General features: G+C 59.1%; 11 protein-coding genes and 1 pseudogene. 7 read left to right on the forward strand and 5 right to left on the reverse strand.

Translation table 11 applies throughout. The features are described from left to right. The first annotated feature begins 1,217 nt into the window (after positions 1 to 1,217). Complete coding sequence (locus JOD69_RS25175) at positions 1,218 to 1,346, forward strand: hypothetical protein (RefSeq protein ID WP_280860303.1); 129 nt, start codon at positions 1,218 to 1,220, stop codon at positions 1,344 to 1,346. A 152-nt stretch (positions 1,347 to 1,498) separates the two neighbouring features. On the opposite strand, the gene JOD69_RS23815 is transcribed toward JOD69_RS25175, so the two are convergent. Then, the gene (locus JOD69_RS23815) at positions 1,499 to 2,566 is read right to left on the reverse strand and encodes an NAD(P)-dependent alcohol dehydrogenase (protein ID WP_086133191.1); all 1,068 of its coding nucleotides are present in this window, start codon (positions 2,564 to 2,566) and stop codon (positions 1,499 to 1,501) included. Between the two features lie 394 nt (positions 2,567 to 2,960). Between JOD69_RS23815 and JOD69_RS23820 the strand changes: the two genes are divergently transcribed. The 6 genes from JOD69_RS23820 to JOD69_RS23845 all read left to right on the forward strand — a co-directional run bounded on the left by JOD69_RS23820 (position 2,961) and on the right by JOD69_RS23845 (position 8,441). Beyond that, entirely contained in the window at positions 2,961 to 3,350 is a 390-nt protein-coding gene (locus JOD69_RS23820; RefSeq protein WP_086133192.1) for a CopG family transcriptional regulator, read from the forward strand. Positions 3,351 to 3,452: 102 nt separating this feature from the next. After that, a complete protein-coding gene (locus tag JOD69_RS23825; RefSeq protein WP_086133193.1) occupies positions 3,453 to 4,703 on the forward strand; it encodes a PHB depolymerase family esterase in 1,251 nt (416 codons plus the stop codon). 175 nt (positions 4,704 to 4,878) lie between these two features. Beyond that, positions 4,879 to 5,661 (forward strand): 3-hydroxybutyrate dehydrogenase, encoded by a 783-nt coding sequence (locus JOD69_RS23830; RefSeq protein ID WP_245245749.1) that lies wholly within the window; start codon positions 4,879 to 4,881, stop codon positions 5,659 to 5,661. A gap of 66 nt (positions 5,662 to 5,727) precedes the next feature. Further along, positions 5,728 to 6,549, forward strand: a complete 822-nt coding sequence (locus JOD69_RS23835) for an alpha/beta hydrolase (protein ID WP_210024346.1) — start codon at positions 5,728 to 5,730, stop codon at positions 6,547 to 6,549. 378 nt (positions 6,550 to 6,927) lie between these two features. Next, positions 6,928 to 8,139, forward strand: a complete 1,212-nt coding sequence (locus JOD69_RS23840; RefSeq protein ID WP_245245750.1) for a molybdopterin-dependent oxidoreductase — start codon at positions 6,928 to 6,930, stop codon at positions 8,137 to 8,139. Further along, the gene (locus JOD69_RS23845) at positions 8,136 to 8,441 is read left to right on the forward strand and encodes a cytochrome c (protein WP_245245751.1); all 306 of its coding nucleotides are present in this window, start codon (positions 8,136 to 8,138) and stop codon (positions 8,439 to 8,441) included. Before JOD69_RS23840 ends, JOD69_RS23845 begins: the two co-directional genes overlap by 4 nt. Positions 8,442 to 8,847: 406 nt before the next feature. On the opposite strand, the gene JOD69_RS23850 is transcribed toward JOD69_RS23845, so the two are convergent. The 4 genes and pseudogenes from JOD69_RS23850 to JOD69_RS23865 form a co-directional block, all read right to left on the reverse strand. Then, positions 8,848 to 9,243: a hypothetical protein gene (locus tag JOD69_RS23850; protein ID WP_077732187.1), complete on the reverse strand. Its 396-nt coding sequence runs from the start codon at positions 9,241 to 9,243 to the stop codon at positions 8,848 to 8,850. A 79-nt stretch (positions 9,244 to 9,322) separates the two neighbouring features. Then, positions 9,323 to 10,356: pseudogene (locus JOD69_RS23855) on the reverse strand (IS630 family transposase). Positions 10,357 to 10,490: 134 nt separating this feature from the next. Next, positions 10,491 to 11,855 (reverse strand): metallopeptidase TldD-related protein, encoded by a 1,365-nt coding sequence (locus JOD69_RS23860; RefSeq protein ID WP_210024348.1) that lies wholly within the window; start codon positions 11,853 to 11,855, stop codon positions 10,491 to 10,493. Further along, positions 11,852 to 13,324 carry a TldD/PmbA family protein gene (locus JOD69_RS23865; protein WP_210024349.1) on the reverse strand — a complete coding sequence of 491 codons (1,473 nt, stop codon included), beginning with the start codon at positions 13,322 to 13,324 and terminating at the stop codon, positions 11,852 to 11,854. The genes JOD69_RS23860 and JOD69_RS23865 overlap by 4 nt, the downstream gene beginning before the upstream one ends. Between the last annotated feature and the right edge of the window lie 353 nt (positions 13,325 to 13,677).

Consider the following 13,677-nt stretch of genomic DNA (forward strand, 5'->3'; position numbering starts at 1 on the left):
CACCTCAAGAGTGTGCGGACACCCCGTGCATCCGCTCGCACCAGTGTCGCCTGAGCCTTTCAATCCGTCGAGACGGTCCTCGGCGGACGCTTACGCTCATTCAAGCCCGCCGTCACAAGCTTATCGCCTCGCTGCCCGATCAGCCGCTCGGGCCGGACGGGGATAGCCTGCGCTTGGCCCAAGTGGTGTCGATCTGCTCAACAATGCCGCCAAATATACGCCCGAAGGCGGCACAATTTGGCTGGAGGCGGCGTGTGAGCAGGATGACGCCGTCATTTGGATCCGGGATACCGGCGAAGGCGTTGCTGCCCTACCTGTTTGATGTCTTCACCCAAGCCGAGCGCACCCTGGACCGGTTCCAAGGCAGGTTGGGGCTCGGCCTGACTATCGTCCAGCGCTGTGGCGCTGCACGGAGGCCCGGTGGAGGCCAAGAGCGCAGGCCCCGATCAGGGGGTGAATTCATCGTGCGGCTGCCCCTGAGCGAAGGGCAGGCTTGACGGGCGCTGGCCTTGCGCGACTCCAGGCGCAACGCGGTTGACGATGATCTGGCCACATATTCGGCGCTCGAGCCAACGTTGGAAGTGCACAGCCCGCACGTTGTAGTTCCAGCGCCGCGTCGTGGCTGGCCCCGGTCCGCTGTGGTTATTGAATCGAATGACCGCTGCGGGCACGAACCACTTATAGGAGGCAACCGCACGGAATGTCGGAAGTCGACCGCGTTAGCGAGGATGCTTTCGCCGCTAGAATGTAGGAATGAGATCGAAAGCCAGCTTTAGAGCGTTTTCCGAATCGGTGTAAGGGATTCGGATATGTAGGTCGGCAATCCCTTGCCGACGTATCGGCTCGGCGAAGGGCTTTGTCGGAAGGGTCGCGACTAAAGCGACCGTTTGCGATTGGGAAGGGATTGCCGACCTACGTTCTCCCCTCCTGGAACGAATCCGTACACCGGGATGGAAAACGCTCTAAGTACATTCCGCAAATACTTGCGGAATCTCGACTGATTGGCGTGATTGGCGGGGTTGTCCTGCAGGTTGCCTATGCCGCAAGACTTCCCTGAATGTACTTAGAACTGGCATCGTGTGGAAGACCCGCTTTACACGTCAGGAGTACGCCCCCTGTCCATTTGTGCGCAATGGCCCATGCCAAAGTCGAACCGCGACGCATCGGACTGCGAACGCGTGAGCAGCATAGAGCGCGTGCCAGCATCGAGAGTATCCATGCACAAGCCATCTACCGTGGTGGGTTACGGCATTCACGCTATATCGGCCTGCCCAAGACTCAGTGCAGCCCATCATCACGTCCGTGGCGGCGAACCCGGTTGGGCTCGGTTTCGGGTGAAACGGTAACCCGTAACATCCCTTGCAGATCGCGGTTTGCAGCCCTCACACGGTCTGTTTTGACCGCTCGAAGAAGCTTATTGAATAAGCCAATCGGATGAACAGATGAACTCTTCCTGATCGTCCACGCTTCTGTTTTGCCGGCATGATCATTTTCCTGATCAAGCCGTGGCGGTTTCCTGCGTCAACGACGCCAGATCGATAACGAAGCGGTACTTCACGTCGCTCTTGAGCATGCGGTCGTATGCGTCATTGATCTTTTGGATGGAAATGAGTTCGATGTCCGAGACGATGCCGTGATCGGCACAGAAGTCGAGCATTTCCTGCGTCTCCTTGATTCCACCGATGAGCGAACCGGCCATCTTCCGGCGTCTGAAGATCAGGTTGGCGACGCCGGGTGACGGATGCGGCGTATCCGGAACCCCGATCAAGCACAGCGTGCCGTCACGTTTGAGCAGCTCGATATAGGCGTCCAGGTTATGCGATGCGGCCACGGTATTGAGGATGAAGTCGAAGCTGTTGACGTGCTTCTTCATCTCATCGGGATTCTTTGAAATCACCACTTCGTCGGCGCCCAGCCGCTTGGCGTCCTCGGTCTTGTCCGGAGAAGTCGTGAACAGCACCACATGCGATCCAAAAGCATGGGCGAACTTCACCCCCATGTGGCCCAAGCCGCCGAGTCCGACGATTCCGACCTTCTGGCCTTGGCCCACCTGCCAATGACGCAGCGGCGAATAGGTGGTGATGCCCGCGCACAAGAGCGGCGCCGCGGCGGCGAGATCGAGCTTTTGGGGCAGGCGCAGTACGAAATGCTCATCGACCACGATCACATTGGAGTACCCGCCGTAAGTCATCTTTCCCGTGTGCTTGTCGGGACTGTTATAAGTCAACGTGAGTTCGTTCTGACAATACTGCTCCAGATTCTCGCGACAATCTGGACAGGTGCGGCAGGAATCGACCATGCACCCCACGGCGGCCAAGTCGCCGGCCTTGAAGGTTTGCACCTCGTCGCCGACCGCCGTCACCCGCCCGACAATCTCGTGCCCGGGCACTACCGGGTAGACGGTGTTCTGCCATTCGCTGCGGACCGTATGGAGATCCGAATGGCAGACCCCGCAGTAGAGGATTTCAATCTGCACGTCCTGTGGACCCGGTTCGCGCCGCTCGAAGCGGAACGGACCCAGCGGCGCACTCATGCTGTGGGCAGCATATCCGATGGTTTTGATCATGGAGAGCTCCTTATTCCGTTTCTTAAACGGACCGTGTTTCGGACGGTTTGTTCGATTTACTGTGGGTAAAGAAAGTAAAGCCCTATTCGAATCGCCCTCACCCCAACCCTCTCCCAGAGGGAGAGGGGGCTTTTGTGGCTTTACTTTCTTGACCATTAGTACTTCCGGGCTCCCAATATAAAAAGCGATATGTGCAATAGGCAGACATCAATGGCCCCATTCTGGTAAACGGTATTCTAAAGCGATTGGGTAGATCCGAATCCGCCACGCTGAGTGATGTTCGTAGGGGACTGTCAGCCATGAAACCGTTCGGCCGCGGGCACCACTTGACAGTCCCCCGTTTCGGAGTAGTCTACCATCCCCTTAGATGGTTATTAGATGGTAAGCAGAAGGTATGGCAGGGGAAACCGAGAAAATTACGATCAACTTGGGGTTCGTGGACCTCGGGCAGATCGATTTGCTGGTGCAGGAAGGCTTCTATTCCAACCGCACCGACTTCATTCGTACCGCGATACGCAACCAACTTGCCGCCCACGCGGAGGTGGTGAAACAAACCGTGGCCCGCAAGACCCTGGTGCTCGGCCTGCAGGAGTACACCCGCCGCGATCTGGAAGCGGTACGGACGGCCGGACAGAGGCTGCAAATTCACGTGTTGGGCCTGGTCATCATCGGCGATGATGTCTCGCCCGAACTGGCGCGGGACACCATCGAGTCCATCACGGTACTAGGCGCCTTGCGGGCCAGTGCGGACGTCAAATCGGCCTTGGCCGGCCGCATCCGCTAGACCTTGTTTTTCCGCCTCGCCGGTGGAGATTCACTTACAGCTCACATGTCACCACCCACCGAACCATGGCCGCTGTTACAATCGCCAAAGGAGACCTGGATTATGACCGACGCACTGCACGCCGTAATGGCGGAAGCCACCCGGCTCACCCGCTCTGGCCGGCTCGATGAAGCCGCCGCCCTCATCCGGCGCACGCTCCGGGGCGGTTTCGCACCTGACACGTCCTCGAAGACCTCCGACTTTTCCGGTCACGAACCTATTGACAGCACGTGCCGCGTCATCGACGACATTCCCCAACTCACGCCGCCACCGGACAGCGGGGCATCGGCGCATGGGAGCCCGCACGACGCGGGCCCATCCGCGCCGTCGTCCGCCTTCGAGGCTACGTTTCGTTCGCTTCGAACCGGACTCGAATCCATAATAACCAAACCGAGCAAGGCAAACCCGGACATTCAGGCAGGAGGGCAGTTCATGACAGGTTCCTTCACCAACCCGGCCGGAACCCGCGCCTATAAGCTCTATATTCCCAGCGGCTACCACGGACAAGCTCTGCCGCTGATCGTCATGCTCCATGGCTGCGCCCAGGACCCGGACGACTTCGCCGCGGGCACCCGCATGAATATCCTGGCGGAACGGGAGGGATTTTTCGTGCTGTACCCCGAGCAAGCGCCCCAAGCCAATCCGTCCCGATGCTGGAACTGGTTCAAGGCGAGCGACCAGCACCGGGATCATGGCGAACCGTCCATCCTTGCCGACATGACCCGGCACATCGTGAGCACCCATGGCCTTGACGCCGGACGGGTCTACGTGGCGGGACACTCGGCAGGCGGGGCGATGGCCATGGTCATGGGAGTGAACTATCCTGAGCTCTACGCCGCCATCGGCGTCCATTCCGGACTCCCTTACGGTGTCGCTCATGACATCCCCTCCGCCTTCGCGGCCATGCAGCAAGGGGAAACAGCTGCGCTGCTGCAGCGGGAAAGCAGTTTCCCGGCAGCGCTGAAAGCACTCCGGATCGTCCCCACCATCGTCTTTCATGGAGACCGGGACACCACGGTTCACCCCGGCAATGGCGATCGGGTGTTGGCGCAGTGGGCGACCGTACACTCAGGCGCGGGAAGAAAATTGCGGGTCACGGCGAACCGGGGTCAAGTGCCTCACGGGCATTCCTATACCCACTCCATCTATCACGACGCGCGCGGCCAGGTCGTCATGGAGCAGTGGCTAGTTCATGGGGCGGGCCACGGCTGGTCGGGCGGAAGTCCTGATGTCTCGTATACCGACCCCAAGGGACCCAGCGCCTCGGAGGAGATGGTCCGGTTTTTCCGGAAGCACTCGCAGGGCAAACCGTAAGAACTCGGCGAGCCGGTGAGAAGTCTCTTGCGTTCCTGTCTAACCGGGAAGTTTTTGGGTTGCGAGCGCATCACTATCAGGAGATCGTCCAGTAAGCGGAAGGCCTCCCGGAACCTAAACGAAGACCATGAGGTCCATGGATGAGGCGTCCACAAGGAACGGCGGAGAATAAATCATGCTCCATGGGAAGATAGCCCTGGTCACCGGTTCCACCCGCGGCATCGGTCTCGGCATCGCCACCGAACTCGCCCGGCAGGGCTGCCATATCGGTTTGAATGGCTTCGGGGAGATCGCGGAGATCGAGAGATTGGCGCAGGACTTGAGCCGCGCTCAGGGTGTGAAAACCGCTTATTATCCCGCAGACCTCTCACAACCGGCTGCCATCCGCGGCATGATCCAATCGATGAAGGCGGATTTCGGTGCCATTGACATTTTGGTCAACAACGCCGGTATTCAGTATGTGGCGCCGCTGGAGGAATTTCCGGATGCGCAGTGGGAGGCCGTGCTCGCCGTCAATCTTTCAGCCGCTTTCCATACCATCAAAGCCGCGCTGCCGGGCATGAAGCGGCGCGGTTGGGGACGGATCATCAACATTGCCTCAACCCACGGCCTGGTAGGCAGCGAGGGCAAGGCCGCTTATGTGGCGGCGAAGCATGGCCTCCTGGGTCTGACCAAGGTCGTGGCTCTGGAGACGGCTAACGCCGGCATCACCTGCAACGCGATTTGCCCAGGTTGGGTGCTGACCCCGCTGGTCGAAAAACAGATTGAGGACTTGGCCCGACAGCAGGGGATTTCGCCGGAAGAGGCCAAACTGGCGCTCCTGCGCGAAAAACAGCCTATGCTCCAATTTTCGACCCCGGAGGACATTGGCGCCTGGACCGCTGTCCTGTGCAGCGAGGCGGCCAAGACGACCACGGGGGCGGCCTTTCCGGTCGATGGGGGCTGGATCGCCCGCTGACCGGCTCAGGACGGAGCCGCTCAAGGCCAAGCTCGGCAACGGAAACCTGCCGCTTAAGGAATGAGCATGCCTAGACTTCAAATACGAGGTGCAGAACTCCATTATGAAAGCCTGGGGCACGGCCCGCCCTTGCTTTTCATCCACGGCCTAGGCTCCAGCACACGGGATTGGGAAGCTCAGCTCGCTTACTTTTCTCCACGTTTTCACGTGGTCACGTTCGACCTCCGCGGCCATGGCCGATCGGACAAGCCGCCCGGCCCCTACAGTATTCTTGGGTTTGCGGCGGACACGGCGGAACTGATCCGCTTGCTCTCCCTGGGTCCGACTCACGTTGTCGGCCTCTCGATGGGAGGCATGATCGCTTTTCAGCTCGCCATCAGCGCCCCGGAACTCGTGCAGAGCCTGGTGATTGTCAACAGCGGCCCGGAATTCATCCTCCGTACGCTCAGAGCACGACTGCAGATCGTCCAACGGAAACTCATCGTCCGGTTGCTGGGGATGCGCCAAATGGGAAGGGTTCTGGGCAAGCGTCTCTTTCCCAAGCCGGAACAGGCAGAACTCCGACAGCTATTCATCGATCGGTGGGCCGAGAATGATCCGCGGGCTTACCTTGACGCATTGCGGGCTTTGATCGGATGGACCGTGGCGGATCATCTCGACGCCATTCACTGCCCGACCCTCGTGATCACTTCGGATCGGGATTACACGCCGATAGCAGTCAAGGAAACCTATGTGGCCAGAATGCCGCAGGCGGAACTTTCGATCATCCGCGACGCACGGCACATGCTGCCTCTGGAGCGTCCGGACGCGTTCAATCAGGTACTGATGGAGTTCCTATTAAAACATCGGCCCCTTCTCCGAAACCTTCCCGAGTCTTGCGAAGGATAGCTATGCCGGGAAGCAAATCGGGACGGTATACGTTTCCGGGTGATTTCGTTCCTGCTGCTCCGGACCGAGGGCATACCTTGAAAGCTTTGGGCTTCCGTCACTCGGTCCTTAAGGAAGCTCTGAACAAGTGGATTCCGTTCGTGGTGAGCTTGTCGAACCACGAACGGAATCCATACGTTACCGTTCGTCCTGAGCTTGTCGAAGGACTTATTCAAAGCTTCCTTAACAGCTTTGGCTGGACCCGTATCAGCGTTTCGGTTAAGTCATCTCGGCTCATGATCTGATCGACTCGTCCGAAGCTGCAACGTTCGATCGGTCAGGGAGGTCTTAGTTGAAACCGGGAAATAAAGTATGCCCTAAGAATTGGAGAACGAGACCTTGGATAGGCGGACTTTTCTCAAGGGTTTGGTTGGCGGGGTCGTTGTGACCTGGCCGGGCTTGTTGGTGCCGCGATCATTGCGGGCCGGCGAGCTGCCGATCGGTGCGGTGGAAAGCGCCGTGCGGGCGGCATTGTCCGGCAAGAAGCCCCTCATCAAGCGCACCTACCGGCCACCGAACTTCGAGACGCCGGTCAGGGCTTTCAGCGGCGTCATCACGCCGAACGACCAGTTCTTCGTGCGCTGGCACCTTGCCCATATTCCGCAAGTGGCCGCCGAAACCTGGCGGCTCGAGGTAGGGGGCGATTCGGTGGAGCATCCCTTCGAGTTGACGCTGGACCAGCTCAAGCGGGATTTCGAGCCCGTCGAACTGTTTGCCGTGTGCCAATGTGCCGGGAATCGCCGCGGCTTTTCCGAGCCGCATGTGCCCGGCGTCCAATGGGGGGCGGGCGCCATGGGCAATGCGCGATGGAAGGGCGCTCGCCTCAAGGACGTGCTGGCGAGAGCAGGACTCAAGTCGGATGCGCTGGAAATTGTTTTCGACGGCGCCGATTACGGAGCTATCGACGAGACCCCCGATTTCATCAAGAGTCTTCCGCTATGGAAAGCCCTCGACGAGAACACCCTGGTCGCCTATGAGATGAACGGCGAGGCACTGCCTCATTGGAACGGCTTTCCGGTACGACTGGTGGTGCCCGGTTGGTCGGGGACCTACTGGGTGAAACAGCTGACGTCCATCAGCGCGATGCCGAAACCGGAAACGGGATTCTGGATGAGCAGGGCTTACCGGATACCGAAAGACAAATTCCCGCACATCGAGCGATTTCTTTCGCAAGAAGGGGAGGACAATACGCCGATTACCGATATGGTGGTCAATTCTCTCATGACCAACATCGAGGAAGGGCAGCGCTTGCATGCGGGCAAACCGGTGACGGTCAAAGGGCTTGCGTGGGACGGGGGGCATGGAATCCGAACGGTCGAAGTTTCGGTGAACGGCGGCAGGACGTGGCGGGACGCGCAGCTCGAACAGGACTACGGTCGTTTCTCGTTCCGCGCCTGGCACCACACCTTCACGCCACGCCGGGGCGGCAAACATGTGCTCATGGCGAGGGCGACGAGCCGGCAGGGAAGCACCCAGGTTTACGAACTCATCTTCAATCCAGCGGGTTACCACAACAACGTGGTGCAACGGATCAATGTGGTGGTCGCATGAGTGCCCATGTCATGAAGATGCTCAACACGCTGCTGCCGGCGCTAGTCGCGGTTTTTTCCACTAGCGCCTTTGCGGGAGAGGCGCAGATAGAGCTCAAGGAAGGGGCGGGACGCGATACCGTGATGGCCAATTGCGTCATGTGCCACAGTATCGACTATATCCAGATGAACTCCCTTTTCATGAAAAGAACCGACTGGCAAGCGACCGTCGACAAAATGGTGAATGTCATGGGAGCGCCGATCAGCCAGGACGACATTTCGGTGATTCTGGATTATCTGACGACGTATTACGGCGTCGAATAACGGCGTTAGAGCGTTTTGATCTCGCTCGTACGGCAAAACAGGCTTGGCCGGAGTCGTTGGCGCCTTCGGCCAGGGTAGATCGACTCAAGCATTCGTAGGTCGGCAATCCCTTGCCGACGAACCCGTTGGCCCAACTGCACCGTCGGAAAAGGATTTCCGACCTACTCGCAAGTACCCGTACAGTCGGTATGAAAATGCTCTAAGTACATTCCGCAAATATTTGCCGAATCTCGACAGATTGGCTTGATTGGCGGGGTTGTCCTGCAGGTTGCCTATGCCGCAAGACTTCCCTGAATGTACTTAGAACGCCGCGTTCAGATCGGCAATCCAACCCGGCGGAATGATCTTATCGTGGAAGCGATCCGCACCGACGGCGCAGGTATAGGCCGTGCGGAAGGGTGTAATCTCAATCGATTTTTCCCAGTGCCGGAGATTTGGCTTTGAACAACTCGGCTGCAAGCTCGAGTTGAGCCGTCAATGGCGGTATAGCAGGAATTTCCCAGGCTTTTCCTGCGATACGGGACAATAAGTTATTCAGCCAAAGGCGGTCCGATTTTGCCTGGTGGATAATGAATCTGTAGGAATCACCGTCCTTAAAAACAGCAAAATCTTCCAGATAAACTTCAATTGCTTCCTGTTCACCGTAGAGCCTTGTTTGAACGTAGATTGTTCGCGCGTCGAGGTCAAAACGAAATTTCTTTAATTCTGCAATACCCTTAAGGATTATATTCGCCACCCAAATAATCAATCTATTGGGTGTCAATTTTATTGCCATTTTTATTAAGCTGGATTTCATACTCATTTCTTTCACCTGGGTTCGCTAACATAATAAGTTTTATAGTATATTGTTCCGGCAGTTACTAAGCGTAAAGAAAGTATTGTCATGTTATGGCGTATCGGCATTCAGGGTGCCGGAAGAATGCGACCATTATCTGCGGTAGTTTCTGAAGTCGCCGCGAGGCCCCGATCAGGCGTCGTTTCAAATCGGCTTTATTCTCGGGTAAGTGTTTGGCCACCCTGGATTCACAGACCCCGAGACCTGCTCATCCGGGTTCAGTTGCGGGGAATAAGGGGGCAGGTACACCAGTTTCAGCCGTCCCTGTTGCTGTTCCACGTAGTCTTTGACCAACTTGGCCTTATGAATCGGGTGCCCGTCCACCACCAGAAAGATCGGTTGCTTGGCCCCGACCATCAGGCGTTTGAGAAACTCCCGAAAGACCACCGTCGTGACCGTTCCCTCCTGGACCATGAAACGGAAATCGCCACGAGCGCTGACCGCGGAAATGACATTCAGGCCAAAGCGCCGGCCGGTCGCCTTGACCACCGGGGTTCGGCCGCACGGCGCCCACGTCGTGCCCGCATGGTAATCGGAACGAAGGCCCGCTTCATCGGCAAAATAGATCACCGCACCGGCCCGTTTCGCCTCGGCTTGCAGGCGCGGAAACGCTTCCGCCTGCCACCTTTCGACCAGCACCGGGTCTTGTTGCCAGGCTCGATACAATGGCCGTTGTGGGGTAAACCCCAGCATCCGCATGATCCGCCCCACACTGGGCTTGGTCAGCCGCTTGCCGAACTGCCGGTAGATCACTTCGCCGATCAGCGACAAGGTCCACAGACCAAATTCAAACTTCATTTGCAGGGGCGTCTGATCACGCACGGTCTCGGCAAGCCAGCGCATTTCGTCCGGGGTCACCTTCGGGGGTCGACCGGGAATCGATTTGGCCAGCAAGGCATTTTGTCCACCGCTGGCAAAGTCCGACAGCCAGCGAAATACCGTTCGGATATTGACGCCAAAGGCGGCGGCAACACTGGCCACGGTCTCGCCTTTGCCGACCGCTTTAACCGCCTGCTGGCGCATGACTTGGAGCGAGAGATTGTCGATCGATCGCCCGTCAGAGTCTCTTTTGCATCTCATGGCCGTAGCCTAACACGAATATGGCATTCTTTATTTTACGGTTAGTATAAGCCGTACATGGCCGTCCCCTTTAGCCGAAAACCAATCGCCGGGGGCTCCCTGAGAATGCCTGGAACGGGCCCTGTGCCGATTATTTAAAGCGTGAAGCGAAAGGTGCCGACGAGCGCGCCGGGTATCTTGCTGCCGCCGAGTGCACGACAGTGATAGGTATCGATGGCGGGATGGATCGGGCTTTCCCGGGTCAGCGCCTCGAGCGCCGAGCCAAACAATCGATACAAACTGTCGTCAAACCGCAGATCATTGATGGGTGCCGCGATTTCGCCGTTCTCGACCCAGAAACAGGCGTAGCGGGTCATGCCGGTCACCCGGGCGGCCTGGACATCGCTCCAGTTGAGGTAATGCAGATTGCCCACGTAAAGACCGGTACCCAGGCAGTTCAGGACCTCGGTCTCAGGCAGGTTGCCGGCCATCAGTTCCGGCGCGCGCAAATGCTCTCCGAACCAGCCGCTCGGATCGGCCGCATTGGACGGCACGCCATATTGTTTTGCGGAACGGGAACTCACCAGCAGGTTTTTCAACTGCCCCTTCTCGATGAGCATCAACTCCACCGGCGGAAGCTCGCCCAGGCTGTTGAAGCGCGGCGTGAGCGCCAAGCAGAAGTTTTCTTTCAAGGTGAACTGTTCGGACAGACCGACCTCACCCTGGATCAGTCGCTTGAGAGGACAGTTACCATCCCGGTACGCCCGGTAACTGAGCGCGCCCCATGAGAACATGGCGATCAGTTCGGCGACGGCGGCCGGCGCGAAGTACACCCGATACTCGCCAGGCGCAATCGGGCGGGCAGGGCGTTTCAAGAAGGCAAGCCGGGCCTTGTCGGCAGCCAGGACGGCCTGGAACCGGTCCTCATCCCATGCCGGCCCCCAGAACCGACCTTTGACGGCCTTGTTATCTCCGGACGCGTTGGTCGTGAACAGGGAATAATCCACCCATAGGGATGCGGTCGAAAACCAGTGGTTCAACCCCGCCGAATTGCGGACCGCGCGGACCTGCGGGCCCGCGGCCAAGAGTCCGGTAAAGTCCGTCCCTTGGGTGACGCGGGCGATGGCCTTGACCGCAGCGGCGGCGTCCGGCTCTGTCCCGGAATGTTCGTGTTCGCTGGTTCCATGGTCTTGCAGGGGCACCGCGAAAGGGTCTTCCGGGAGTGTTCGAGCTTCCCGCCGTGCCCGCTCCAACCAGGAACGCAGGAGTGCCCGATCGTGATCGAGGTGGCCGCTGAGGTCAAACGTGAAAGTCACCTGACGGCCAGCCCACTGAAAAGTGAGTGCCAGGTTTCTCTGCAAGACGGCCGTGGCTTGCCGCACGTTGGAATCGTTGAACCGCACATAGGTTTGATCTTCGGCGCTGAGTTGGAGGCTGAGCGCTTCTCCGGCCTTCAAGTCGGCGAAGGCCGTATCCGCGAGATCGTCGAACAGCCGCCGGGTTTCCGGAACAAAGCTCACGCGCCACCTCCGAACACGTCGATGCCCGCAAACAGACAGGGCGGGGCGGCATGGCCGACGCGGATGAGCTGATTGGGTTCGCCTTTCCCGCAATACGGCGTTCCGAAGAGCTCCCGCTCGTCGCGGCAACCGACCTGCTTCAGTGCATTCCAAAAAGGCACCGTCACCCCCCGGTAATTGGGATTTTTGAGGACGTCGGTCAACCGGCCTTGTTCGATCCTGCGTGCATATTCGCAGCCAAACTGGAATTTGTTGCGGTAGTCGTCGATGGACCAGGATCGATTGGATTGCATGTAAACGCCTCGCTCCACGGAAGCGATCATTTCGGCCAGGGAACTGGTGCCCGGTTCCAGGTTGATGTTCGCCATGCGGTCGATCGGCGCCCGATTCCAGCCGGCCGAACGGAAATTGGCGACGCCGGGAATGCCGAGTCGAGACTGACTTTCCAAACTGCCGAGCCCCCGCAGCAACACGCCGTCCCGGATCAGATATTCCCGTGTCGCGGGGTTGCCGCAGTCATCGAAGGCGTAAGAGGCAAACTCACCCGCGACGGTGGGGTCGAAGGTGACGTTCAGCAGGGGCGAGCCATAGCGCAGCCGGCCGAAATCGTCCGGCTTCACGAAGCTCCAGCCGGCATAGTTGCGCTCGTCGCCGAGGATGCGGTCGAGTTCCAGCGGATGGCCGATCGATTCGTGGATCTGCAGCAGCATCTGGTCCGGCGCCAGGATCAGGTCCAGGGTCTCATCGGGACAATTTTCGGCGTCCAGCAATTCGAGCGCCTCGCGGCCCACCCGCTCGCACTCGGCGTGGAGGGCCGAAAAATCGAAGAATTCCAACCCCGCCTGACGGCAGCGGGCGGCCGGGCCGTTCAATGAACGCTGCTGGGTCTCGGTACCGTCCTGAGCGGTGGCCGCGCAATGACTGGAAACCAGCCACCACTGCTGTTCGATATCCGCGCCGCTGGATGAGACGTAGTGCACCGTGCTTTCCACCAAGGTGGCTTCGGCGGACGTGCTGACGATCTTGTCGGAGACTTTGAGTGACCGGCTGGCGCGGATCAGTTGATCGGTCAATTCGGCGAGCGTCAGACGGTCGAAACCCAATCGCCGGGTGCTGACAAAGCGTCCGTGAACCGGAGGCCGGTGCCCTTCGGTGAATGGGAACAAGGCATGGGGCGCGCAGATCCGGGCCAGATACGCGGCCCGCCGGGCGGCCTGGACCAAGCCCTGTTGCGAGAGATCGCTGGTGCCGGCATAGGCGATATGGCCGTCCACCCGTGCTTCCGCCATGACGCCCCGCTCCAGGGTGATGGCGTTGTCTTCCGGGAGGTGGTTGCGGACGGTACGCCGATAGGTCTGCTCCTGGACGAAACGCAGGCCAATCCAATCAGCCTCGGCCTGGACCCAGGCGAGTGCCCGGTGAATATCGAACGCGGGGAGTTCGGGATAAAAGTTGACCGGGAGGCTCATGCTTCGCTGATCGAGTAGATAATATCAAGGGTATTGTGGGACCGGGAGGTCAATGGCCGTCCGGCGGCAGCAGGAGGCCCCAGCCGGTTCCTGTGGATCCCGGCAGCCCCAGGTTATCCTGCACATCGACGGGTTCCTTGCGGTATGGCTGAACGCATACGCCTGACACCTGTTCTGCCCGCCCTGCTCAAAGGGAGCCTGATGCGCTGAAAGCCCAATGAGCATAGAGCGTTTTCCATCCCGGTGTACGGATTCGTTCCAGGAGGGGAGAACGTAGGTCGGCAATCCCTTGCCGACAAAGCCCTTCGCCGAGCCGATACGTCGGCAAGGGATTGCCGACCTACATATCCGAA

It is taken from the genome of Methylocaldum sp. RMAD-M, from assembly GCF_017832375.1.
Lineage (GTDB): Bacteria > Pseudomonadota > Gammaproteobacteria > Methylococcales > Methylococcaceae > Methylocaldum.

Excerpts from the sequence above, each read along its gene's own strand:
- JOD69_RS25175 (WP_280860303.1), top strand. The coding sequence starts at position 1,218 with ATGCACAAGCCATCTACCGTGGTGGGTTACGGCATTCACGCTATATCG.
- JOD69_RS23815 (WP_086133191.1), bottom strand. The coding sequence starts at position 2,566 with ATGATCAAAACCATCGGATATGCTGCCCACAGCATGAGTGCGCCGCTG.
- JOD69_RS23820 (WP_086133192.1), top strand. The coding sequence starts at position 2,961 with ATGGCAGGGGAAACCGAGAAAATTACGATCAACTTGGGGTTCGTGGAC.
- JOD69_RS23825 (WP_086133193.1), top strand. The coding sequence starts at position 3,453 with ATGACCGACGCACTGCACGCCGTAATGGCGGAAGCCACCCGGCTCACC.
- JOD69_RS23830 (WP_245245749.1), top strand. The coding sequence starts at position 4,879 with ATGCTCCATGGGAAGATAGCCCTGGTCACCGGTTCCACCCGCGGCATC.
- JOD69_RS23835 (WP_210024346.1), top strand. The coding sequence starts at position 5,728 with ATGCCTAGACTTCAAATACGAGGTGCAGAACTCCATTATGAAAGCCTG.
- JOD69_RS23845 (WP_245245751.1), top strand. The coding sequence starts at position 8,136 with ATGAGTGCCCATGTCATGAAGATGCTCAACACGCTGCTGCCGGCGCTA.
- JOD69_RS23850 (WP_077732187.1), bottom strand. The coding sequence starts at position 9,243 with ATGAGTATGAAATCCAGCTTAATAAAAATGGCAATAAAATTGACACCC.
- JOD69_RS23865 (WP_210024349.1), bottom strand. The coding sequence starts at position 13,324 with ATGAGCCTCCCGGTCAACTTTTATCCCGAACTCCCCGCGTTCGATATT.